The following is a 22,059-nucleotide window of genomic DNA, read 5'->3' as shown; positions in this document are numbered from 1 at the left end:
GAAACTCTGTGCCGTTCGATCGGCGATGAAGCGGGCGGAACCGTGGCCAGTACATCACACCGCGTCGAAACCCGTCGGGCGATCGAGCGTTGGCTGATTTCTCCCGCGGTCTCGACATGGCAAGTGGCGATGATCTCGCCAAGATGTCCGGCGCGGCGGGAGGCGCGTCCGGGGAATGCCCGGCGTGCGTTGCGAAGGTTGCGGGAAGACCTCCCGGGGCCGCACGTTGCCGAGGGGTTTGAAGTGCCGACGGGACCAGACGCACGATGATCGACCACGCCCTGTTCGACCCGGCGACGATCGATCCCGAAATCACCCGGCTGAATGCCGAGATCGTGGCTGCCCACGCGGCCTTGCCCGATCCCTGGTCGCTGTCGATCGCAGAGGTGCGCGCGCGCCGTCGGGCCGGCACGAAGGCCGCGCCCGCGATGCCGCAGAGCGCCCGAGCCGAGTGGCTGACGATCGACGGGCCCGGCGGCCCGCTCAAGCTCCGCGTGATCAAACCCAAGGCGGGCATCAAGCTGCGCGGGGCCTACCTGCACATCCACCGGGGCGGCTGGGTCTGGGGTGCGGCCGACGAGCAGGATCCCTGGCTGGAGCGGATCGCCGATGCCTGCGGCTTCGTCGCCCTGTCGGTGGAATACCGGTTGGCCCCCGAGCATCCCTACCCGGCCGCCCTCCTCGACTGCGAGGCGGCGGCCCTCTGGCTGGCCGGGCCCGGCAAGGCCGAATTCGGCATCAACGCCCTGACCATCGGGGGTGAATCGGTGGGCGCCCAGCTCGCCGTGATGGTGCTGCTGCGGCTGCGGGACAAGCACAACCTGACGCGGGCCTTCCGCGGCGCCAACCTCAATGCCGGGTTCTTCGACCTCGGTCTCACCCCGTCGGTGCGCAACTGGGGCGAGGAGCGCTTGGTCGTGAACACCCGCGACCTGACGCGGTTCGCCGATGATTATGTCCGCGAGGGGATCGACCGCCGCCGGCCGGACGTGTCGCCGATCTATGCCGAGCTGAAGGGGCTCCCGCCCGCTCTGTTCACGATCGGCACCAGGGATCCCCTGCTCGACGATACGCTGTACATGTCAGCGCGCTGGGCGGCGGCGGGCAATGGCGGCCATACCGCGATCTATCCCGGCGGCTGCCACGTCTTCGCCCGCTATCCGAGCCCGATCAGCGAGCAGGCCCTGGAGTTGATCGACCGCTTCCTGATGGCGCTCGCCTGAGCGATCCAGCGGAGATCCTGCCGGAGCGGTTCCGGGCGTGGTTCGCCGCGCGCGGCTGGGCACCCCGGCCGCACCAGCTCGATCTCCTGCGGATCGCCGGGGCCGGCCGTTCGGCCTTGCTGGTGGCGCCGACCGGGGCCGGCAAGACGCTCGCGGGGTTCCTGCCGAGCCTCGTCGCTCTCGCGGAGCGCGGGCCGCAGAAGCTCAAGCCCAAGGGGATCCACACCCTCTACGTCTCGCCGCTGAAGGCGCTGGCGGTCGACATCGCCCGCAACCTCGATGCGCCGATCGCCGAGATGGATCTACCGGTGCGCGTCGAGACCCGCACCGGCGACACGCCGGCCCATAAGCGCACCCGTCAGATCAGCCGGCCGCCCGACATCCTCTTGACCACGCCCGAGCAGCTGGCGCTGCTGATCGCCCATCGCGAAGCGGCAGAGTTCTTTTCGGGATTGCGCTGCGTGGTGCTGGACGAATTGCACGCGCTCGTGACGTCGAAGCGCGGCGATCTGCTGTCGCTGGCGATGGCCCGGCTGCACCGGCTGAGCCCGGGTCTCGCGGCGGTCGGGCTCTCCGCGACGGTGCGCGAGCCGGATGAGTTGCGGAAGTATCTGGTGCCGCAGGGCCCGCTTCCCGCTCCCCCCTCTGCGGGCGCGCCTTCGAAGTCGCACGAGGAGAAGGTCATCCCAGTCGTGGGGCCACGCGCGGGTCCCCTCTCCCGTTCGGCAGAGGGACAGGGTGAGGGACGAGAACTCTCCGAAGGAGGCGCGACCAAGACGCGCGGCGATCCGGTGCCTGATCCTGAACCGTCTCATCCCTCACCCCAACCCTCTCCCGCACGGGAGAGGGGGCCGGTCGCACCCCCCATGGCCGACCTCGTCACCGTAGCGGGAGGCGCCAAGGCCGACCTGCGCATGCTCGACCTCGGCCGGGCGCTGCCGATCTCCGGCCACACCGCCTGGCACTCGATGCCGGCGATCTACGAGCTGATCAAGGAGCACCGCACCACGCTGGTCTTCGTAAACACCCGCCTCCAGGCCGAGTACACGTTCCAGGAGCTGTGGCGGCTCAACGAGGATGCGCTGCCGATCGCGATCCACCACGGCTCGCTCGACGCCCAGCAGCGCCGCCGGGTCGAGGCCGCCATGGCGGCGGGGCAGCTGCGCGCGATCGTCTGCACCGCGACCCTCGATCTCGGCATCGACTGGGGTGACGTCGATCTCGTGGTCAATGTCGGCGCGCCCAAGGGCGCGAGCCGGATCATGCAGCGGATCGGCCGTGCCAACCACCGGATGGACGAGCCGTCGAAGGCCTATCTCGTCCCCGGCAACCGCTTCGAGATGCTGGAATGTCAGGCGGCGCTCGACGCCGTCGAGGAGGCCGCGCAGGACACCCCCGATGCAAGGCTGGGCGCCCTCGACGTGCTCGCCCAGCACGTGCTCGGCATGGCCTGCGCGGATGCCTTCGACCCCCTCGATCTCTACGACGAGATCGTCTCGGCGTCGCCCTATGCGGACCTCACCTGGGAATCCTTCGAGCAGGTGGTCGATTACGTCGCCACCGGCGGCTACGCGCTGCGCGCCTACGAGCGCTTCGCCAAGATCCTGCGGGGGCCGGACGGTCTCTGGCGGGTGCGCGACGCCCGGACCGCGCAGGCCTATCGGATGAATGTCGGGACGATCGTCGAGGCGGCGCGGGTGCGGGTGCGCCTCGGCCGGTCGCTCCGCGGAAAACCCGGCACGGTCCTGCCCAAGACCGGCCGGGTGCTCGGCGAGATCGAGGACGAGTTCGCCGAGACGCTCACCGTCGGCGACACCTTCCTGTTCGCGGGCGAGACCCTGCGCTTCGAAGGGCTTGCCGAGGACGAGTGCCTCGTGACCCGCGCCCCGCCCGATACCGACCCGGCGATCCCGTCCTATGCCGGCTCGAAATTCCCGCTCTCGACCTTCCTCGCTGCCCGGGTCCGGGCGCTGATCGCCGATCCGTTCGAATGGGACCGGCTCCCGGAGCAGATCGGCGCGTACCTGCAGCAGCAGCGCCGCCGCTCGGTCCTGCCGGGCGAGCGCGACCTGCTGGTCGAGACGTTTCCGCGGGGCAAGCGCCACTACCTGACCGCCTTCCCGTTCGAGGGCCGTCTCGCCCACCAGACGCTCGGCATGCTGCTGACCCGAAGGCTGGAGCGCGGCGGGCTGCGGCCACTCGGTTTCGCGGCCAACGATTACGGCATCGCGATCTGGACGACCCGCGATGTCGCCGAGCGTGCCGCCCTCGATCCGGACTTCATCGGCGACCTGTTCGCGGTCGACATGCTGGGCGACGATCTGGAGGCGTGGCTCGATGAATCGGCGATGATGAAGCGCACCTTCCGGCAATGCGCGGTGATCGCCGGCCTGATCGAACGCCATCACCCGGGCCTGAAAAAATCCGGCCGGGCGGTCACGATCTCGACCGATCTGATCTACGACGTGCTGCGCAAGCACCAGCCCGATCACCTGCTGCTGCGGGCGGCGCGGCAGGATGCGGCAACCGGACTCCTCGACGTGAGGCGCCTCGGCATGATGCTAGAGCGCATCCAGGGGCGAATCATCCACAGGTCTCTCGACCGGGTCTCGCCGCTCTCCGTATCCGTGATGCTCGAGATCGGGCGCGAGCGGGTCTACGGCGAGGGCGCCGACGAGATCCTGGCCGAGGCCGAGGCGGAGCTTCTTCAAGAGGCTCTGTCCTGACCCATGATCCGCCCTCCCCCGACGACAAGGATGCGATCTTGGCGGCCGGCCTGAGACTCGAGAAGACTTCCAAGCACCCGACCCTTCAGCTCGCGGGCGAGACCCTGGTACTCGACCTGTGCGGCGGCCTCTGGCTGCCGGAGCACCGGACGCTGATCGTATCGGATCTCCATCTGGAGAAGGGCTCCTCCTATGCGGCCCGGTCGGGCCAGTTCCTGCCGCCCTACGACACCCGCGAGACCCTGGCCTGCCTGCACGAGGCGGTGATCCGCCACGATCCCGCCCGGGTGATCGCGCTGGGCGATTCCTTCCACGATGCGCGGGGCCCCGAGCGCATGGAGCCGGGCGACCGCGCCATGGTGGCGGCGCTGCAGGACGGCCGGGACTGGGTCTGGATCGCGGGCAACCACGACGCCGCCGTCAGCGAGGGCGTCGGCGGCCGCTACGCCGATGCGCTGACGCTCGGCGGTCTCCTCCTGCGCCACGAGCCGAGCCCCGGGGCGGCCCCCGGCGAGATCGCCGGTCACCTTCATCCCTGCGGCAAGGTCGCGATGCGTGGCCGGGCGGTGCGCCGCCGCTGCTTCGTCACCGACGGCAGCCGCCTCGTCATGCCGGCCTTCGGCGCCTATGCGGGCGGCCTGAACGTTCGCGACAAGGCGATCGAGGGGCTGTTCCCGAAGGGCTTCAACGCGCATCTCCTCGGCGACGGGCGGGTTTTCGCGATCGGCCGGGCGCAGCTCGCCCGGGACTGACGCGGGTTCCAGTGAAGCGGCGGTGTCGGGCCGGCCGATGCCCTGCGGACCCTGACCTAATCCTTGTCCAACCCGGCGATCGCCCGGGCAAAATCCCGGGCCGCGAAGGGCTCCAGATCCTCCACGCCCTCGCCGACGCCGATGAAATGCACCGGCAGGCCGAACTTGGCCGCCAGCGCCACCAGGATGCCGCCCCGCGCGGTGCCGTCAAGCTTCGTCATCACGAGCCCCGAGACCGGCGCCGCCTGCGAGAACAGCTCCACTTGGCTGATCGCGTTCTGGCCGACCGTCGCATCGAGGACGAGGAGCGTGGCGTGCGGGGCGTCCGGATCCTGCTTGCGCAGGACGCGCACGATCTTCTCCAACTCGGCCATCAACCCGGTCTTGTTCTGGAGCCGGCCGGCGGTGTCGATCAGCAGCACGTCGGTGCCGGCGGCTTGGGCCTGCTTCAGCGCGTCGAAGGCGAGGCCGGCCGCGTCCGCCCCCTGTGCTCCGCTCACCACTGGCGTACCGGTGCGCGCCCCCCAGACCTTGAGCTGGTCGATCGCCGCCGCCCGGAACGTGTCGCCCGCCGCCAGCATCACGGTGCGGCCCTCTGCCCGCAGCTTCGAGGCGAGCTTGCCGAGCGTGGTGGTCTTGCCGGCGCCGTTCACGCCGACGGTAAGGATCACGAACGGCTTCTTCCCGGCATCGACGGCCAGCGGAACCGCCACGGGTTCGAGCGCCCGCTCCACCTCGGTGGCCAGGATCGCCCGCACCTCGTCGGGCGAGATGCCCTTCTCGTAGCGGCCCTTGCCCACCGCCTCGGAGATCCGCATCGCGGTCTCCAGGCCGAAATCGGCCTGGATCAGGGCGTCCTCCAAGTCTTCCAGGGTCGTGGCGTCGAGCTTGCGCTTGGTGAACAGGCCCGTCACCCGCTCGGACAAGGCCGAGGAGGTCCGCTTCATCCCGGAGGTGAGGCGGGTCCACCACCCCTTGGCTTCCGGCTCGCGGTCCGGCCCCGCGCCGGCATCGTGTGCCAGAGCCGCCGCGGAATCGACCGGCTGGATGTCGGGCTGCGGCGCGATCACCGGTTCGCGGTTCGCATCCCCCGTGTCGACCGGGTCGGCGCCATGGGCGGGATCGTCGCCGGCCGTACCGGCGGGCGGACGCTCCAGCTCGCCTTCGATCGGCTGGAGGTCCGCCCCCTCGACGACGTCGGGGACCGGCTCCCCGGTCTCCTCCGGCGGCAGCGGAATGGTCGCGACATCCTCCGCCCCGGTGGCGAAGTCGGGCTGGCCTTCGGAGGGCGAGGCCGCCTCCGCGGGGAGGTCCGCCTCGGGCTTCTCATCGGACGTCGGCTCCGTGGTGTCCTGGGGCTTCTCCTCGGCCGCGTCGTGGCCCTTCCGCCCGAACAGGCGTCCGAACCAGCCGGGCTTCTCCTCGCTCGCCATGTCGTCGCGTCCTCGCCCTACCTTGCCGATCCGGGATCAACCCTCTAGCCGATCCCGATGTCCAACGCCTTCGACATAGGCGCACGCCTGCTCTACCGCGACGCCCTGCTGCTCGTCATCGACAAGCCGCCGGGTCTTCCGGTCCATCCGGGCCCGCGCGGCGGCGAGACGCTGACCGACCATCTCGACGCCTTGCGGTTCGGCCTGCCGCGCCGGCCGGAGGCCGCGCACCGGCTCGACCGCGACACGTCAGGCTGCCTCGCGTTGGGGCGCCACGCCAAGGCGCTGGCCCGGCTGGGCAAGCTCTTCGCCGGCAGCGCGGTGGACAAGACCTACTGGGCTCTGGTCGAGGGCGGCCCCGCCGAGGAGGCGGGCCGCATCGACCTGCCGCTCGCCCGCCGCTCGGACGATCCACGCTCGTGGTGGATGAAGGCCGATCCCGCCGGCGACCCGGCGCTGACGCATTGGCGCGTCCTCGGCCGGGCGGACGGGCGCACATGGCTCGAACTGAAGCCGGTCACCGGCCGCACCCACCAGCTCCGCGTGCATTGCGCGGCCTCCGGCTGGCCGATTCTCGGCGACTCCATCTACGGGGCTGCCCCGCGCGGAAGCGCGCTGCATCTGCATGCGCGGACGCTGTCGATCCCGCTCTATCCGAAGCGTGAGGCCATCACGGTGACGGCGCCGCCGCCGAACCACATCACCGCGGCAATCGCCGCGATGGGCTTTCAGGCCGCGATCAGCCGCCCGCCGTCATGAGCCGCGATGGCGACCGCGCGCATGGTCCCGGGCTCCGTATCTGCCGCCAGCCGTACCGGCGTAAAATCCTCGGCGCGTCCCATCCCGCCGCGCTCGGCGAGCACGGTCAGGTCTCGCCCGACCTGCGCGTCGAGGTGCCGCCGAAGCGCCTGCGCCCCCGCCTCCCGCAGCCGGGCCGCCCGCTCGCGGATCGCCCCTTGCGCCACCGGCGGCATCCGGGCTGCAGGCGTCTCGGGCCGGGGCGAGTACGGGAAGACGTGCAGATGCGTCAGGCCGCATTCGGCCACGAGGTCGAGGGAGCGCGCGAACTGCTCCTCGGTCTCGGTGGGGAAGCCGGCGATCAGGTCCGCACCGAACACGAGGTCGGGGCGCAGCCGCCGGGCTGTCTCGCAGAAGCGGATCGCGTCGGCGCGGCTGTGCCGGCGCTTCATCCGCTTCAGGATCAGATCGTCGCCGGCCTGAAGCGAAAGGTGAAGGTGCGGCATCAGCCGCTCCTCCTCGGCCAGAGCCGCCAGCAGGTCCGCGTCCGCCTCGACGGAATCGATCGAGGACAGGCGCAGGCGCGCGAGGTCCGGCACCGCCCGGAGGATCGCGCGCACCAGAGCACCGAGGGAGAGGGACGAACCCGACAGGTCCCGGCCATAGGCCGTGAGATCGACGCCGGTCAGCACGACCTCGCGCCCGCCATGCGCCACGATCGTCTCGACCTGCGCGATCACCGCGGCGGCCGGCACCGAGCGCGACGGGCCGCGCCCGAACGGGATCACGCAGAAAGTGCACCGGTGATCGCAGCCGTTCTGCACTGGCACGAAGGCCCGCGTATGCCCCGCGACGGCCGCGATCCGGGTCGGATCGGCCGCGCGCGCAGCCATGACGGCCCCCGGCCCGGTCCCCGCGCGCGACCAGCCCTCCGGCCGCAGCTTCTCGCCGTTGCCGACGAGGCGCGACACCTCGGGCATGGCTGCGTAGGCTTCCGTCTCGACCTCGGCGCCGCAGCCGGTGACGACGATCTCGGCCCCCGGTTGCTCGCGCGCGATCCGGCGGATCGCCTTGCGCGCCTGCCGACCGGCCTCGGCGGTGACCGCGCAGGTGTTCACCACGATCCGGTCGCGCCCGTCGGCGCCGGCATGGACCCGCAGGGCCTCCGACTCCACGATGTTGAGCCGACAGCCGAAGGTGAGGGTCTCGACGCCCATCAGGCGAGGCCGGAGAACAGCTCCGGCGCCAGCGTCCCCTCGGCCACGAGGGCGACGGGGCCGGTCATCAGGACGTGGTCGTCGGCCCGCCACTCCACGAACAGCTCGCCGCCGGGCAGCGCGACCTGCGCCTGCCGGCCGATCATCCGCAGCCGGGATGCCGCCACCACAGCGGCGCAGGCGGCGGTGCCGCAGGCGAGCGTCAGCCCGGCGCCGCGTTCCCAGACCCGCAGCTTGATCATCTCGCGATCCTTGACCTGGGCGATCGAGATATTGGCCCGCTCGGGGAAGAGCGGGTGGTTCTCCAGCATCGGCCCGATCCGGCCGAGATCGAAGGTCTCGGGGTCGGCCTCGACGAAGAACACCGCGTGCGGGTTGCCCATGTTCACCACGGCCGGCGAGTGCAGAACCGGATCGTCGATCGGCCCGATCTGCAATTCGATCCGCCGCGTATCGGGAAACGGCTCCGACAGGGGAATCTCGTCCCAGGCGAGCTTCGGCCGGCCCATATCGACCGTGAAGGCGCGCTCCGACACCCGGCGCACGCCGAGGAGGCCGGCCTGAGTCTCCAGCGTCAGCCGGCCCCCCTCGGCCGGGCGGGCCATGGCCGGATCGTCGAGCATCGCGTAGGCGACGCAGCGGGTGCCGTTGCCGCAGGCGCCGGATTCCGAGCCGTCGGTGTTGTAGATCCGCAGGAACGCATCCGTGCCGGGGCTCACGGGATCGTGCAGCACCATCATTTGATCGAACGACGAGGCCGGATCCTGCGCGATCGCCCGCGCTTCACCGGGCTGGACCCGCGCGCTCGCGCCGCGCAGGTCCAGCACCACGATGGCGTTGCCGGCGCCGTGCATCTTCAGGAAGCGTCTGTGGGCGAGTGCGCTCATGCGGTCCCGCAGCTGGAAGGGGTCGGCCGGCTATATGGCAAACCCGAGGGGCCTGCGCGAGTGGTTCGCCGTCGTGGCAGATGCGCCGCATCCGCGACCCTCTCGGGTTGCCCTCTTGCGCGGTCCTCTTGCGCAGCCCTGGTGCACGTCGCACTCGCGGGCGATCCCGATCACCGCTACCCTATGTGGTGGGAAGCCCGGACGATCCGCCGGGCCCCGATCGGAGCGCCCATCGTGATCCGCCTTCGTCCGCTCGCAATCCTGTCCGTCGGTCTCATGCTCGGTGTCGGCCCGCTGGCCGCTCAGCAGCCGGCTCCCCCGCCCTCGACCGCACCGTCCCCGGCCCAGACGAACCCGTTGCCGACCACCACGGCTCCGAACCCGGCGCCCGATCCGGGCAAGAGCCCGGCGCCTGCGCCCGAGCAGGCGGTGGCGCCGCCGCCGGCCGGGCAGAGCGCCATTGGGACGCCGGCACGCCCGACCCTGATCGACAAGCCCGGCGAGCCGGGCGACGTCGACGAGGTGACGCTGCCCGCCAAGCCGGCCGCCATCGTCACCGGCAAGACGAAGTGGGAGGAGGCGGTTGTGAACCTCAAGCAGGCCTTCGCGCGGATCGAGGCGGATCTCGCCAAACTCGGCGTCGCGCCGGCGGGCCGGCCGCTCGCGGTCTTCACCCGCACCGACGATGATGGCTTCGAGTTCGAGGCGATGATCCCGGTGGCGGCCGCGCCGAACCCCGTGCCCGCCGAGACGGACGGGCTGCGCTTCGGCACGACGCCCTCCGGCAAGGCGCTGCGCTTCGCCCACAGGGGCTCCTACGAGTCGATCGACAGCACCTACGAGACGTTGACCGCCTACCTCGATGCCAAGGACATCGTGGTGCAGGACCGGTTCGTCGAGGAATACGCCACCGACCTCAAGGACGGCACCGACGACAATCTCGACGTGAATATCTACGCGCTGGTGAAGTAGGGTGTCGTATCCACGGTTCCACGTCTCTCCCTCCCCCCTTTGCGGGGGAGGTTGGCCCGCGAAGCGGGTCGGGAGAGGGAAGCGACGGTGCAGAATTCAGCGCTGCGCCGCGCGAAGGTCGCGCCTCCTTTGGAACCCGTGCTCCCCTCTCCCGACCCCTGCTGACGCAGGGCCCACCCTCCCCCGCAGAGGGGGGAGGAATAGAAGTGGCGGCCCGTTAGGCTGATCCTGAAGCCATCGCACCCCGATCGGACAGATCGCCGCTGCCCCGCGCGCGCCGGAACAGCGGCGCCGGCTGGCGGATTCGACCGCTATGCCCCTCGCCGACCTCCGCACTGAAACCCGCCCGCGGGCCAGCCGCAAAGCCGCCCCCGCTCCCGGCGATCCCGCCCTCGCCGACAAGGCGATCGCCGTCCACGCGCGGCTCTGCCCGGTCTATGGCTGCCCGATCCCGTACTTCCACAGCCTGGATCCGGTCAGCGAACTCGTCTCCTCGCTCCTGTCGCACCGGACGCGCAACGCGGAATCGGGCCGGGCCTTCAAGGCGCTGCGCGCCCGCTTTCCCGACTGGGACGCCGTGATCGACGCGGACGTGCCGGAGATCGAGGCCGCCATCGCGGGCGTGACCTGGCCGGAGCTGAAGGCGCCGCGCATCCGCGACGTGCTGCGGGCCCTGCGCGATCGGTGCGGCAGCCTCGACCTCGCCTTCCTGGCCGACATGGAGGTCGAGGCGGCGCGGGCTTGGCTGCAGGCGATCCCGGGGGTCGGCCCGAAGACCAGCGCGGCGGTCCTGTCCTTCTCCACGCTCCGGATGCCGGCCCTGCCGGTTGACAGCCACCATCACCGGGTCGCCCAGCGCCTGGGGCTGATCGGCCCGCGGGTCGATGTCGGCCCCGCGCACCCGATCCTGCGGGCGCAGCTCCCCGACGACTGGAGCGCGCAGGATCTCTACGACAATCATGAGATCCTGATGCTGCACGGTCAGAAGGTCTGCCACCATCACCGCCCGGCCTGCGGACGCTGCGTCCTGGTCGATCTCTGCCCGAGCGCGAAAGTGTCGACGCGGGAGCCGTGAACCCATCCTTGACCGGTCCAGCCCACGGGTGCGAGTAACCCCCGCCCGGCTGGCGCGGAGCCCCGGTCTTATCTTGCTCAGGATCGGCGCCGATGGCCGCGTTCACCGAATTGGTCTTCTCGGGCGTCCAGCCCACCGGCAACCTGCATCTCGGCAACTACCTTGGGGCGGTGAAGCGCTTTGTGGAGATGCAGGAGCGCGACGCGCAGTGCCTCTACTGCGTCGTCGACATGCACGCGATCACCGTCTGGCAGGACCCCGAGGCCCTGCGCGGCCAGATCCGCGAGGTCACGGCCGCCTTCCTCGCCGCCGGCATCGATCCGAAGCGCTCCATCGTGTTCAACCAGAGTCAGGTGCCGCAGCACGCCGAGCTCGCCTGGGTGTTCAACTGCGTCGCCCGCCTCGGCTGGCTGAACCGCATGACGCAGTTCAAGGAGAAGGCCGGCAAGGACCGGGAGAACGCCTCGATCGGGCTCTACGACTACCCTGTGCTGATGGCCGCCGACATCCTGGCCTACCGGGCGACGCACGTGCCGGTGGGCGAGGACCAGAAGCAGCACCTGGAGCTGACCCGGGACATCGCCCAGAAGTTCAACACCGATTTCGGATCCTCGATCGCGGCGCACGGCCACGGCGACGCGTTCTTCCCGATCACCGAGCCGCTGATCGGCGGCCCGGCCGCCCGGGTCATGTCGCTGCGCGACGGCACCAAGAAGATGTCGAAGTCGGACCCGTCCGACAACGCCCGGATCAATCTTACCGACGAGGCCGACACGATCGCCCAGAAGATCCGTAGGGCGAAGACCGATTCCGACCCCCTCCCCTCCGAGGTGGACGGCCTGAAGGAGCGGCCGGAGGCCGACAACCTCGTGGGGATCTATGCGGCTCTGGCTGGCATCACCCGCGAGGACGTGCTGCGCGATTTCGGCGGGGCGCAGTTCTCGACCTTCAAGCCGGCGCTCGCCGACCTCGCGGTGACGAGCCTCGCGCCGATCGCCGGGGAGATGCGCCGCCTCACCGCCGATCCGGGCCATATCGATGCGGTCCTGGCGGATGGCAGCAACCGGGCCGAGACTATCGCGGCGCAGACGCTGGATGCCGTCAAGGACATCGTCGGCTTCGTCCGGCGCGGTCCGAGCCTCCAGGCGGTGCGGTGACCGTCCGGGCGCTGGTCTTCGACGTCTTCGGGACGCTGGTCGACTGGCGCTCCGGCGTTGCCCGCGAGGCTGCGCGGCTGCTCGCGCCCGTCGCGCCGAACCTCGATGCCGGCGCCTTCGCGGATGCGTGGCGGGCTCGGTACAATCCCTCGATGGAGACGGTGCGCTCCGGCGCCCGGCCCTACGTCGATCTCGACACGCTCCAGGCGGAATCCCTGCCCGGCGTGCTGGCGCAGTTCGGCATCTCGGGCGTGTCTGAAGATGTGCAGCGCGAACTGGTCCAAGCGTGGCACCGGCTCGATGCGTGGCCCGATGTGCAGGACGCGCTGCGGCGGCTGCGGGAGAAGCACCTCGTCGCGCCGAATTCGAACGGGCCTGTCCGGTTGATGGCCGACCTCGCCCGCCGCAACGGCCTGATCTTCGACGCGGTGCTCGGGGCCAGTTATTCCCGCGACTACAAGCCGAAGCCGGCGCTCTACCGCGATGCGGTCGCGGCCTTCGGCTTCGCGGCTGGAGAAACCATGATGGTCGCCGCTCATTCGAACGACCTAGCGTCGGCCGCGAGCCACGGTCTCGCCACCGCCCACATCGCCCGCCCGCAGGAGCACGGCCCGGCCGGCGGCGAGTCCGCGCCGACGGTGCCGGTCACCGTCGCGGCGCGGGATTTGGCGGATCTCGCCGACCAGCTGGGCTGCTGAGGCTCATCCACGGAGGGTTTGCGATGGCCGATTGGAACCCCGCCCTCTACACCCGCTTCGAAGACGAGCGGACCCGCCCCGCTGCCGAGCTTCTCGCCCGCGTGCCCCTCTATGCGCCGCGATTGGCCGTCGATCTCGGCTGCGGACCCGGCAATTCGACAGCGCTGATCGCCGCGCGCTTTCCCGACGCCGAGGTGATCGGCCTCGACACCTCGCCCGCCATGCTGGAGAGCGCCCGCGTCCGCCTGCCCGATCTCACGTTCGCGCAGGCCGATACCGCGACCTGGGTGCCGGAGCGCGCGCCGGACCTGATCTACGCCAACGCCGTGCTGCAATGGCTGCCGGACCACGGGACCCTGCTGCCGCGGCTGTTCGGTCTCCTCGCACCGGGCGGCGTATTGGCCGTGCAGATGCCCGACAATCTCGCCGAACCCACGCATCGCCTGATGCGCGAGGTAGCCGGCGTCGGCCCCTGGGCCCCGGCGATCGGCGATCCGGACGTGGCCGGGCGCCTCGGGCGGATGCTGGAGCCCGGTGCCTATTACGATCTGCTGGCGCCGCACGCCGCCGAGGTCGATGTCTGGCGCACGGCCTATCACCACCGGATGGCCGATGCCGCCGCCATCGTGGAATGGGTCAGCGCCACGGGCCTGCGGCCCTTCCTCGATCCGCTGACCGCCGCGGAGAAGGCCGGCTTCCTGGCCGCCTACACGGCCGGGATCGAAAGCGGCTATCCGCCCCGGAGCGACGGCAAGCGTCTGCTCGCCTTCCCGCGGGTGTTCATCGTGGCGCGCCGGGCGGGCTAGCGGATCAGGCCTCGCCGCGGGCGACGAGCGCCTCGTACTCGGAGATCTCCAGCTTGCCCTCCTGGACGACGCGGGCCTTGTCGGCGTCGCTGATGACGTCGCCCGCGAGGTCGAGGCGCTTCCAGGCGGCGAGCGGTGTCTCGCGGCCCGGCCGCGGCACATACTTGTTCTGCTCAAGCTTCTGGTACTTGTGGATGTAGCGCGGGCAATTGACCCAGATCTTCGTCACCGCGACCTTCACCAGGTACTTCGCCTCGGTGTACTCGGCCATCAGCGCGTCGTCGCGCAGCAACGTTGCATGGCCCTGCACGCGGATGCGGTGCGGCGTCTCGAAATCGATGAACAGCAGGCCGACCTTGGCCTGCCCCTCGATGTTGCCCATCGAGTAGAACATGCCGTTGCCGTCGAAGCCGGGGAAGACGAGCGTGTTGGCGTCGAGCACCTTCACGAAGCCCGTGGGGCCGCCCTTGTAGGAGACGGTCGGCATGCCGTCGGGATCGACGGTCGAGAGGAAGAACATGTCGCGGGAGCCGATGAAGGCGGCTCCCTCCGGCTGGACGCTCTCGTGGACCCAATCCTCGTCGAGCCGCACGGCGAGCTTGGTGGTGCCGAACTCCTCCTGCAGCGCCCGGTGCGCGTCGGAATAAAGCGATGCCATGCGTGGTCCCTCCCGTGCCGGTCCTCGTATGGGCGGGACCGCTGCGGGGCTTATGGCCGGGAAGCGCAGCCTCGGGCAACCTGGAACACGAAGGGCCGGCCACGCCTTCGCGTGACCGGCCCCTCAAGGACGCGGCCGAGCCGAGCCCGGCCGCCCAAGTCCCAAATCAGTTGCGGGTCTTGTCGACCAGCGCCTTCTCGGAGATCCACGGCATCATGCCGCGGAGCTTGGCGCCGACCTCCTCGATCGGGTGGGCGGCGAGCTTGGCGCGGGTCGCCTTGAACGAGGTCTGGTTGACCTTGTTCTCCAGCATCCAGTTGCGGGTGAAGGTGCCCGACTGGATATCGTTGAGCACACGCTTCATCTCGGCCTTGGTCTCGGGCGTGACGATGCGCGGGCCGGTGACGTACTCGCCGTACTCGGCCGTGTTGGAGATCGAGTAGTTCATGTTGGCGATGCCGCCCTCGTAGATGAGGTCGACGATCAGCTTCACCTCGTGGAGGCACTCGAAATAGGCCATCTCGGGGGCGTAGCCCGCCTCGACCAGCGTCTCGAAGCCGGCCTTGATCAGCTCGACCAGGCCGCCGCACAGCACCGCCTGCTCGCCGAACAGGTCGGTCTCGCACTCCTCCTTGAAGGTCGTCTCGATGATGCCGGCGCGGCCGCCACCGTTGGCCGAGGCGTACGACAGGCCGAGGTCGTGGGCGTTGCCCGACGCGTCCTGCGCGATCGCGATCAGGGTCGGCACGCCGCCGCCGCGGAGGTACTCGGAGCGCACGGTGTGGCCGGGGCCCTTCGGGGCGACCATCAGGACATCGAGGTCCTTGCGCGGCTCGATCAGGTTGAAGTGGACGTTGAGGCCGTGGGCGAACAGGAGCGCGGCGCCCTGCTTCATGTTGCCTTCCAGCGACTCGCGGTAGATGTCGCCCTGCAGCTCGTCCGGGGTGAGCATCATCACGACGTCGGCCCACTTCGCGGCCTCGGCGACCGACAGGACCTTGAAGCCCTCGTGCTCGGCCTTCTTGGCGGTGGCGGAGCCCTCGCGCAGCGCGATGACGATGTCCTTCACGCCGGAATCGCGCAGGTTGAGCGCGTGGGCATGGCCCTGGCTGCCGTAGCCGACGATGGCGACCTTCTTGCCCTTGATCAAGTTCAGGTCGGCGTCGCGATCGTAATACACCCGCATGTCTGTCTCCTCTTAAGTTCGGTGGTTCGGGTCGGGTTTGACCTGGCCGTAGAGGGCCAGGAACTGGTCCACGGCGCGGTCCGCATCGCGCCGGATCTCATCCCCGCCGAGGTCGAGCGCCTCGCCGAGCAGAAGTCGGATCTGAATATCGCGGCCGACGAGGCCGAAGAAGGTGCGGAAGGCAGCCTCGCCGTCGGCGAAAGTGAGCAAGCCGGCGGCGCGCCCCGCCTCCAGCACCGGTTTCACCCGCTCGCCGATGGCGAAGCGCCCGTTCGCCAGGACGATGCCGCCGAGATTGCTCTTGTGCGACCCGGCATGCGCGATGGCGATGCGGTTCAGCGCGACCGAGGTCGGGCCGGTGATGACCTCCAGCCACGTCACGGCGAAATCCTGCAGGCGCTCCCGCAGGGTCGCGTCGTCCAGCACTTGCGCGGTGTCGTACCCGGCATGGACCCGGGAGGCCTGCCAGCGCACCGTCGCGGTCAGCAACCCGTCGCGGTCGCCGAACCATTTGTAGAGCGTCTCCTTCGAGCAGCTCGCCCGGCGCGCCACCGCGTCCATGGTGAGCTGGTCCCGGTCCTCGACCATGAGGCCGAGCACGGCATCCAGCACCGCCTGCTGGCGGGCCGAGGGCGCGTCCTGCTCTGGTTTGGGGCTGACCTGCATGATCTCGGAGTGGCGTACCGTACCGTACGGTACGCGCTTTAGGCTGATTCGTTGGTCGCGGCAAGTCGGTGCCGCGACCGTCGGGACTCAGCGCGGCAGCGGCAACCCTTCGCGGGCGAAGACGGCCTGCACGGCCGGACGCTCGGCGACGCGGCGGGCATGGGCGGTCCAGGCCGGGAAGCGGCCGGCCATGTCGAACCGGAGCGTCGGGCCGTTGGCCCAGAACCAGAAGACCATCAGGTAGGCATCGACCAGGCTGAAGCGCTCGCCCACCGCCCAGCCACCGTGCGACAGGCGCACTTCGGTCATGGTGGCGAGATCTGCGTAGGTGTTGGCGGCCTTGGCCTTGATGCCGTCGAAGGCGCTCTCATCCTCGGTGTAGCGCTCCGGGCGGCGGACATGGGCGTAGGTGATGTGATGGTTGCAGGCGAGCCAGCCGAGCCACTCGTCGGCAGCCGCCTGCTCGCGGAGATCCGTGGGCCACAGCGCCTTATCCGGCACCTGACGGGCGACGTGGCGCAGAATGGCCGCACATTCGGTCAGCACCCAGCCGTCCTCGGTCAGCGCCGGGACGCGGCCGCGATCGTTGATCGACAGGTATTCCGGTCGGCGCTGGTCGCCCGCGGCGAGGTCGAGCTTCACGCCCTCGTAGGGCAGCCCGGATTCTTCCAGGATGATGTGGGCGGCGAGCGAGCAGGCGCCGGGGGCGTAGTAGAGGGTGCGGGCGGTCATGAAAGCCTGTCTGCTGGGTGAGCTAATGGAAGGCGTGCGGATTTCAGGCTGTCAGGCCGAGCAGCGTCCTGAGCTTGCCGCGCACCTCGGCCACGATCTCATCGGGCGCGCTGCCGAGACTTCTCAGGATGCGTGCGGCCCTGTCGATCGAGCGGACTTGATCGACCAAGACAGCACCCATGACGGAAAGGCCTGCCGGCAGGAACACTTTCGTCGGCCATGGATGGATTGCGCGTGATCGGGCATACGATCACGCGACGGGTCAACTGATTCATCTCCGGATCCGAGACGACGAGCGCGGGTCGGATACCGTTCTGTTCGGTGCCTCGGACCGGCTCGAGGTCGACGAGCAAAATTTCGCCCGGCCTCGGCTGCCAGTCAGTATGGGTCGTTGGCGTCAGCGATGATCTCAGACCCGCGATCCGGGCCCCAATCGACCGTCGGCGGCTCGGATTCCGGGCCCAGCCGCCGAGCTTCGGCGATCATCTCTTCCACGGTATAGACCGGCAGCCCATCGACATACCGGCGCCCAGCCCATTGCGTGGGCTCAGGCTGCAGAGAGCGCTTCGCGACGATCTCGACCGTCTCGCCCTCCTGGACGCCGAGTTCCTCGGCTTCCGCGTTGCTCAGCCGGACGACGAGATCATCGCCCCAGCGCAAGATTCTGGCTTCCATCGCTCCGACTCCCGCGAGGACGGCGCACCCTAGCAGATTCGGGCCGGCGGATCCTACAGCGGCTCCGCCCCGCGCCCCATCGCGGAGATCCCGGTCCGGCAGATCTCCACCAGCCCGATCACGCTCATCAGGCGCACGAACCGGTCGATCTCCTCGGTGGCGCCCGTCAGCTCGAACACGAAGGAGTTGAGGGTGGCGTCCAGGGTTTTGGCACCGAAGGCGGCGGCCAGCCGTAGGGCTTCGCTCCGGTGCTCGCCCTCGCCCTTCACCTTCACGAGGCAGATCTCGCGCTCCAGCGCGTTGCCCTGGAGCGTCAGATCCACCACCCGATGCACCGGCACCAGCCGGTCGAGCTGCGCCTTGATCTGCTCGATCACAGCATTCGTGCCCGTCGTCACGATGGTGACGCGCGAGATGTGGCGCGCCTCCTCGGTCTCGGAGACCGTCAGGCTCTCGATGTTGTAGCCCCGGCCCGAGAACAGCCCCGAGATGCGGGCGAGCACGCCGGGCTCGTTGTCGACGATCACCGCCAAGGTGTGCCGGTTCACCGGCTCGACGCGGCCGGCATCGGGATAGTGGGTGTTCATCGCGTTCATGGCCGGCTTCGTCCTCGTCTGGGTTTCCGAAGGGTAAGCCCTGCGGCGGGGTGTCGGGGTTAGAGCCCGACCGCAGGGCTCTGCCCTGCACCCGCAAAAGGTCTCGACCTTTTGAAACCAGGGTATTCGCGATCAATCCTGTGATGTCAGCCTATCAGACCAGCATCTTGCCTTCCTCGGAGATCACGTCGCCGAGTTCGACGCCGGTCTCGCCGAGGTAGTCGGACAGGAGCATCTCGTTATGCGCCTTGCCCGACGGGATCATCGGGAAGCAATTCTCGGTCTTGTCGACGATGCAGTCGAAGATCACCGGACCATCATAGGCCAGCATCTCGGCGATGGCGCCGTCGAGGTCGCCCGGCTTGTCGCAGCGCATGCCCTTGGCGCCGTAGGCCTCGGCCAGCTTCACGAAGTCCGGCAGGCTCTCCGAGTAGCTCTGCGAGTAGCGCGAGCCGTGCAGCAATTCCTGCCACTGCCGGACCATGCCCATGTACTCGTTGTTCAGGATGAACACCTTGATCGGCAGCCGGTACTGAACCGCCGTCGACATCTCCTGCATGTTCATCAGGATCGAAGCCTCGCCGGCAATGTCGATCACCAGCCCGTCCGGATGGGCGAGCTGCGTGCCGATCGCCGCCGGCAGGCCGTAGCCCATGGTGCCGAGCCCGCCCGAGGTCATCCAGCGGTTCGGCTCGTCGTACTTGAAGTACTGGGCCGCCCACATCTGGTGCTGGCCGACCTCGGTGGTGATGTAGGTCTCGCGGCTCTTGCAGGCCTCGTAGAGGCGCTGCACGGCGTATTGCGGCTTGATAATCGTGCCCGAGGGCCAGTAGGCGAGGCAGTCCCGCGCCTTCCAAGTCTTGATCTTCTGCAGCCACGGCTCGAGGTTCGACGCGTCGGGCCGCGACGGCAGGGCGTGCCACGCCTCCAGCATATCGGCGAGCACCGAGGCGCAATCGCCGACGATCCCGACATCGACCTTGACCACCTTGTTGATCGAGGAGGCATCGACGTCGATGTGGATCTTCTTGGAGAACGGCGAGAACGCGTCGAGCCGGCCGGTGATCCGGTCGTCGAACCGGGCGCCGACGCAGATCATCACGTCGCACTCGTGCATCGCAAGGTTGGCCTCGTAGGTCCCGTGCATGCCGAGCATGCCCAGAAACTTCTCGTCCGTGCCCGGATAGGCGCCGAGCCCCATCAGGGTCGAGGTGACCGGAAAGCCGGTCTCGCGGACGAGCTCGCGCAGCAGCCGCGAGGCCTCCGGGCCCGAGTTGATCACGCCGCCGCCGGTGTAGAAGACCGGCCGGCGGGCGGTCGCCATCAGCTCGACGGCCGCGCGGATCCGGTCGGAATCGCCCTTCACGGCCGGCCGATAGGTCTTGTGGCTCGCGATCTCCGGGCGCTCATAGAGGCCGGAGGCGAACTGGATGTCCTTGGGCAGATCGACCACGACCGGGCCGGGCCGGCCGTTCGCCGCGACGTAGAATGCCTCGTGCAGGATGCGCGGCAGGTCGTCGATCGATTTGACCAGATAATTGTGCTTCGTGCAGTGGCGCGTGATGCCGACGGTGTCGCATTCCTGGAATGCGTCGGTGCCGATCAGATGGGTCGGGACCTGGCCGGTGATGCAGACCAGCGGGATCGAATCCAGCATCGCGTCGGTGAGGCCGGTGACGATGTTGGTCGCACCGGGGCCCGAGGTGACCAGCACGCAGCCGACCTTGCCGGACGAGCGCGCGTAGCCCTCGGCGGCGTGGACGGCGCCCTGCTCGTGGCGCACGAGGATGTGCTTGACGGCGTTCTGATGGAACAGCGCGTCGTAGATCGGAAGTACGGCGCCGCCCGGATACCCGAACAGCGTATCGACACCCTGATCCTGGAAGGCCCGGATGACCATTTCGGCCCCGGTCATGACCTCGCCGCCCATGCTCGTCTCCTCGCGCTCTCCGGAGCCACGGCGATCCGCGATCGCCGCTCGGCCCCGTCCTCTCTCCCCGCATCCTCGTCTGGTGAAGCGGTGTCCGCCTCGCCCGAAGGTGCTTTTCGCCTCGGATAACCGTCCGTCTCAGTCTCGTCCGCCGGGCCGCGGGCAACAAAAAAGGGCCCCGAGGGACCCTGCATGCGCCACCGCCCGGATCGCGGCCCTAGCTCAGGGCCGCCCCGTCGGTGACGCTACCGCTACAATAAGGACCGTTGTCATCGGATATCCGAACCTGCTCCGCAGCGGCCGTATGATCCGGAACTGGATCAGGGTTGGCGCGCAGAGTGTCGGGCCTCATAGCGGAGTGCGCGGGGCCGGTCAACGCATCCGTGCCGGTTATTGTACCGGCTTGGTCGACGAGCCACGACCTCAGTTCAGAGGCGGTGGGTACCGTCGAACCCAGTTGCTCGCCGCGTCGTAGGCCGCGCCGAGCTGCAGGCAGGCGAGCTCTCCGTGGTTCGGCCCGACGATCTGGATGCCGGTGGGCAATCCGGCTGCGCCGAATCCGGCCGGCACGTCGAGCGCCGGCAGGCCCAACATGGTGACCGGGATCACGGTCTGCATCCACCGGTGATAGGTGTCCATCGCCCGTCCACCGACCGTTTCGGGCCAGCGCAGGTCCTTGTCGAACGGGAAGACCTGCGTCGTCGGCATCACCAGGAAGTCGTAGGCCTCCATGAAGCGGCGGAGGGTCTCGTACCAGCGCGTGCGGCCTTCGAGCGCCACGATGATCCGGTCGGCGCTGAGCGCCAGCCCCCGCTCGACCTCCCAGGCGGCTTCCGGCTTCAGCTGTGCCCGGTGGCGGGGCTCGTCGTAGAACGGGCGGAGCGCGGCAGCCACGGTGAGGGCCCGCAGCACCAACCAATCCTGCCAGAGCTGCTCCATGTCGTAGCGTGGCACCGCCTCCTCGACGGTGCAGCCGATCTCCACGAAGGTTGTCAGAGCCGAGCGCCCGAGGTCGAGCACACCCGGATCGAACGGGATCTGTCCGCCGCAATCGCCGAGCCACGCGATGCGGGTGCCCTTGAAATCCCGGACGCGCAGGCTCGCGAAGGCAGACGGATCCTGGCGGATCGCATTCGGGCAGCGCGGGTCGTAACCTGCCTGGACCGAAAGCATCAGGCCGATATCGGCGGGCGTCCGCCCGATCGCCCCCAGCACGCCGAGATTCGGGCTGAACACGTCCTTGGCCTCGGCGGGGATCCGGCCCCAACTCGGGCGCAGCCCGTAGCAATTGTTGAAGGCCGGCGGGTTGCGCAGGGAGCCGGCATGGTCGCTGCCGTCGGCGACCGGCTGCATCCGCAGCGCCACCGCGACGGCGGCACCGCCGCTCGACCCACCCGCGCTCTTCGTTAGATCGTAGGGATTGGCGGTGGTGCCGTAGACTGGGTTGAAGCTGTGCGAGCCGAGGCCGAATTCGGGGATGTTGGTCTTGCCGATGAAGATCGCCCCGGCGGCGCGCAGGCGGGCCACCATGATCGAATCGGTCTCGGCGATCCGGTCGGCGAAGATCGGTGAGCCTTGCGTGAACCGGAGACCGCGGACCGGATCGAGATCCTTCACGGCGAGCGGGAAGCCGTGCAGCGGCCCGGCAGCCTCGCCGCGCGCCAGGGCGGCATCGGCCGCCTCAGCCTCCCGCAGGAGCGCCGCGTCGTCGGCCAGGGCCACGATGGCGTTCACCTGCGGGTTGAGCCGATGGATCCGGTCCAGATAGGCGCGCATCACCTCCACGCAGGAGACCACCCGGCCGCGGATGGCGGCGGCGAGGTCCACCGCGCCCATGGCGGTGATGCCGTCCGGTCGCGCGTCCTGCATGTTCAGATCTCCAGATCGGTGAGGATGGCCACCGGAGGGCTGAGCGTTGGCAAGGCCCTCATT

The 22,059-nt window shown here is 69.5% G+C and carries 20 protein-coding genes and 1 pseudogene; 9 read left to right on the top strand and 12 right to left on the bottom strand.

Annotated features, from left to right (window positions below; all coding sequences use genetic code 11):
* Positions 1-266: 266 nt before the first annotated feature.
* The 3 genes from OXS27_RS16620 to pdeM are packed head-to-tail and all read left to right on the top strand — an operon-like array spanning position 267 to position 4,701.
* Positions 267-1,223 (top strand): alpha/beta hydrolase, encoded by a 957-nt coding sequence (locus OXS27_RS16620; protein WP_243917166.1) that lies wholly within the window; start codon positions 267-269, stop codon positions 1,221-1,223.
* Complete coding sequence (locus tag OXS27_RS16615) at positions 1,220-3,949, top strand: ligase-associated DNA damage response DEXH box helicase (protein ID WP_267357624.1); 2,730 nt, start codon at positions 1,220-1,222, stop codon at positions 3,947-3,949. Before OXS27_RS16620 ends, OXS27_RS16615 begins: the two co-directional genes overlap by 4 nt.
* Positions 3,950-3,987: 38 nt before the next feature.
* Positions 3,988-4,701: a ligase-associated DNA damage response endonuclease PdeM gene (gene pdeM, locus OXS27_RS16610; protein WP_243917168.1), complete on the top strand. Its 714-nt coding sequence runs from the start codon at positions 3,988-3,990 to the stop codon at positions 4,699-4,701.
* A 56-nt stretch (positions 4,702-4,757) separates the two neighbouring features.
* Here the strand turns inward: pdeM and ftsY are convergent, their stop codons facing one another.
* Complete coding sequence (ftsY, locus tag OXS27_RS16605) at positions 4,758-6,134, bottom strand: signal recognition particle-docking protein FtsY (protein ID WP_267357587.1); 1,377 nt, start codon at positions 6,132-6,134, stop codon at positions 4,758-4,760.
* Positions 6,135-6,191: 57 nt separating this feature from the next.
* On the opposite strand from ftsY, the gene OXS27_RS16600 reads away from it, so the two are divergent.
* Entirely contained in the window at positions 6,192-6,893 is a 702-nt protein-coding gene (locus OXS27_RS16600; protein ID WP_243917172.1) for an RNA pseudouridine synthase, read from the top strand.
* On the opposite strand, the gene mtaB is transcribed toward OXS27_RS16600, so the two are convergent.
* The gene (gene mtaB, locus OXS27_RS16595; RefSeq protein WP_267357585.1) at positions 6,863-8,089 is read right to left on the bottom strand and encodes a tRNA (N(6)-L-threonylcarbamoyladenosine(37)-C(2))-methylthiotransferase MtaB; all 1,227 of its coding nucleotides are present in this window, start codon (positions 8,087-8,089) and stop codon (positions 6,863-6,865) included. The two genes, OXS27_RS16600 and mtaB, sit on opposite strands and share 31 nt — an antisense overlap.
* Positions 8,089-8,976 carry a diaminopimelate epimerase gene (gene dapF / locus OXS27_RS16590; RefSeq protein ID WP_243917175.1) on the bottom strand — a complete coding sequence of 296 codons (888 nt, stop codon included), beginning with the start codon at positions 8,974-8,976 and terminating at the stop codon, positions 8,089-8,091. Before dapF ends, mtaB begins: the two co-directional genes overlap by 1 nt.
* A 234-nt stretch (positions 8,977-9,210) precedes the next feature.
* On the opposite strand from dapF, the gene OXS27_RS16585 reads away from it, so the two are divergent.
* The 5 genes from OXS27_RS16585 (at position 9,211) to tam (ending at position 13,684) form a co-directional block, all read left to right on the top strand.
* Positions 9,211-9,948 (top strand): GyrI-like domain-containing protein, encoded by a 738-nt coding sequence (locus OXS27_RS16585; RefSeq protein ID WP_267357581.1) that lies wholly within the window; start codon positions 9,211-9,213, stop codon positions 9,946-9,948.
* Between the two features lie 313 nt (positions 9,949-10,261).
* The gene (locus tag OXS27_RS16580) at positions 10,262-11,023 is read left to right on the top strand and encodes a Fe-S cluster assembly protein HesB (protein WP_243917179.1); all 762 of its coding nucleotides are present in this window, start codon (positions 10,262-10,264) and stop codon (positions 11,021-11,023) included.
* A 92-nt stretch (positions 11,024-11,115) separates the two neighbouring features.
* The gene (gene trpS, locus OXS27_RS16575; RefSeq protein WP_267357579.1) at positions 11,116-12,180 is read left to right on the top strand and encodes a tryptophan--tRNA ligase; all 1,065 of its coding nucleotides are present in this window, start codon (positions 11,116-11,118) and stop codon (positions 12,178-12,180) included.
* Positions 12,177-12,878: a haloacid dehalogenase type II gene (locus tag OXS27_RS16570; protein ID WP_267357577.1), complete on the top strand. Its 702-nt coding sequence runs from the start codon at positions 12,177-12,179 to the stop codon at positions 12,876-12,878. Before trpS ends, OXS27_RS16570 begins: the two co-directional genes overlap by 4 nt.
* A gap of 23 nt (positions 12,879-12,901) precedes the next feature.
* Positions 12,902-13,684 (top strand): trans-aconitate 2-methyltransferase, encoded by a 783-nt coding sequence (gene tam, locus OXS27_RS16565; RefSeq protein WP_267357575.1) that lies wholly within the window; start codon positions 12,902-12,904, stop codon positions 13,682-13,684.
* 4 nt (positions 13,685-13,688) lie between these two features.
* Here tam and OXS27_RS16560 read toward each other — a convergent pair whose 3' ends face one another.
* From OXS27_RS16560 to OXS27_RS16515, 9 genes and pseudogenes are all read right to left on the bottom strand, one after another.
* On the bottom strand, positions 13,689-14,342 hold the full coding sequence (locus tag OXS27_RS16560) for a pyridoxamine 5'-phosphate oxidase family protein (protein ID WP_267357573.1): 654 nt from the start codon (positions 14,340-14,342) through the stop codon (positions 13,689-13,691).
* A gap of 166 nt (positions 14,343-14,508) precedes the next feature.
* Positions 14,509-15,528, bottom strand: a complete 1,020-nt coding sequence (gene ilvC, locus OXS27_RS16555) for a ketol-acid reductoisomerase (RefSeq protein ID WP_012322218.1) — start codon at positions 15,526-15,528, stop codon at positions 14,509-14,511.
* Positions 15,529-15,540: 12 nt separating this feature from the next.
* A complete protein-coding gene (locus OXS27_RS16550) occupies positions 15,541-16,194 on the bottom strand; it encodes a TetR/AcrR family transcriptional regulator C-terminal domain-containing protein (protein WP_267357560.1) in 654 nt (217 codons plus the stop codon).
* An 87-nt stretch (positions 16,195-16,281) separates the two neighbouring features.
* Positions 16,282-16,926, bottom strand: a complete 645-nt coding sequence (locus OXS27_RS16545) for a glutathione S-transferase N-terminal domain-containing protein (protein ID WP_267357558.1) — start codon at positions 16,924-16,926, stop codon at positions 16,282-16,284.
* Between the two features lie 43 nt (positions 16,927-16,969).
* A pseudogene (locus OXS27_RS32670) lies at positions 16,970-17,279 on the bottom strand (type II toxin-antitoxin system PemK/MazF family toxin).
* 25 nt (positions 17,280-17,304) lie between these two features.
* Positions 17,305-17,601, bottom strand: a complete 297-nt coding sequence (locus tag OXS27_RS16530; protein ID WP_267357554.1) for a MazF family transcriptional regulator — start codon at positions 17,599-17,601, stop codon at positions 17,305-17,307.
* A 53-nt stretch (positions 17,602-17,654) separates the two neighbouring features.
* Positions 17,655-18,197 carry an acetolactate synthase small subunit gene (gene ilvN / locus OXS27_RS16525; protein ID WP_243917195.1) on the bottom strand — a complete coding sequence of 181 codons (543 nt, stop codon included), beginning with the start codon at positions 18,195-18,197 and terminating at the stop codon, positions 17,655-17,657.
* Between the two features lie 154 nt (positions 18,198-18,351).
* A complete protein-coding gene (locus tag OXS27_RS16520; RefSeq protein WP_243917197.1) occupies positions 18,352-20,127 on the bottom strand; it encodes an acetolactate synthase 3 large subunit in 1,776 nt (591 codons plus the stop codon).
* 423 nt (positions 20,128-20,550) lie between these two features.
* Positions 20,551-21,996 carry an amidase gene (locus OXS27_RS16515; protein ID WP_267357551.1) on the bottom strand — a complete coding sequence of 482 codons (1,446 nt, stop codon included), beginning with the start codon at positions 21,994-21,996 and terminating at the stop codon, positions 20,551-20,553.
* Positions 21,997-22,059 lie beyond the last annotated feature (63 nt).

The organism is Methylobacterium sp. GC_Met_3 (assembly GCF_026540775.1).
In the GTDB taxonomy this organism is placed as follows: Bacteria; Pseudomonadota; Alphaproteobacteria; order Rhizobiales; family Beijerinckiaceae; genus Methylobacterium.
This window is presented reverse-complemented; position numbering and strand designations above follow the sequence as displayed.

What these genes read in the sequence shown, in the direction of transcription:
- OXS27_RS16620 (WP_243917166.1), top strand. Translation starts at nt 267, where the DNA reads ATGATCGACCACGCCCTGTTCGACCCGGCGACGATCGATCCCGAAATC.
- ftsY (WP_267357587.1), bottom strand. Translation starts at nt 6,134, where the DNA reads ATGGCGAGCGAGGAGAAGCCCGGCTGGTTCGGACGCCTGTTCGGGCGG.
- OXS27_RS16600 (WP_243917172.1), top strand. Translation starts at nt 6,192, where the DNA reads ATGTCCAACGCCTTCGACATAGGCGCACGCCTGCTCTACCGCGACGCC.
- mtaB (WP_267357585.1), bottom strand. Translation starts at nt 8,089, where the DNA reads ATGGGCGTCGAGACCCTCACCTTCGGCTGTCGGCTCAACATCGTGGAG.
- dapF (WP_243917175.1), bottom strand. Translation starts at nt 8,976, where the DNA reads ATGAGCGCACTCGCCCACAGACGCTTCCTGAAGATGCACGGCGCCGGC.
- OXS27_RS16580 (WP_243917179.1), top strand. Translation starts at nt 10,262, where the DNA reads ATGCCCCTCGCCGACCTCCGCACTGAAACCCGCCCGCGGGCCAGCCGC.
- trpS (WP_267357579.1), top strand. Translation starts at nt 11,116, where the DNA reads ATGGCCGCGTTCACCGAATTGGTCTTCTCGGGCGTCCAGCCCACCGGC.
- tam (WP_267357575.1), top strand. Translation starts at nt 12,902, where the DNA reads ATGGCCGATTGGAACCCCGCCCTCTACACCCGCTTCGAAGACGAGCGG.
- OXS27_RS16560 (WP_267357573.1), bottom strand. Translation starts at nt 14,342, where the DNA reads ATGGCATCGCTTTATTCCGACGCGCACCGGGCGCTGCAGGAGGAGTTC.
- ilvC (WP_012322218.1), bottom strand. Translation starts at nt 15,528, where the DNA reads ATGCGGGTGTATTACGATCGCGACGCCGACCTGAACTTGATCAAGGGC.
- OXS27_RS16550 (WP_267357560.1), bottom strand. Translation starts at nt 16,194, where the DNA reads ATGCAGGTCAGCCCCAAACCAGAGCAGGACGCGCCCTCGGCCCGCCAG.
- OXS27_RS16545 (WP_267357558.1), bottom strand. Translation starts at nt 16,926, where the DNA reads ATGACCGCCCGCACCCTCTACTACGCCCCCGGCGCCTGCTCGCTCGCC.
- OXS27_RS16530 (WP_267357554.1), bottom strand. Translation starts at nt 17,601, where the DNA reads ATGGAAGCCAGAATCTTGCGCTGGGGCGATGATCTCGTCGTCCGGCTG.
- ilvN (WP_243917195.1), bottom strand. Translation starts at nt 18,197, where the DNA reads ATGAACGCGATGAACACCCACTATCCCGATGCCGGCCGCGTCGAGCCG.
- OXS27_RS16520 (WP_243917197.1), bottom strand. Translation starts at nt 20,127, where the DNA reads ATGGGCGGCGAGGTCATGACCGGGGCCGAAATGGTCATCCGGGCCTTC.
- OXS27_RS16515 (WP_267357551.1), bottom strand. Translation starts at nt 21,996, where the DNA reads ATGCAGGACGCGCGACCGGACGGCATCACCGCCATGGGCGCGGTGGAC.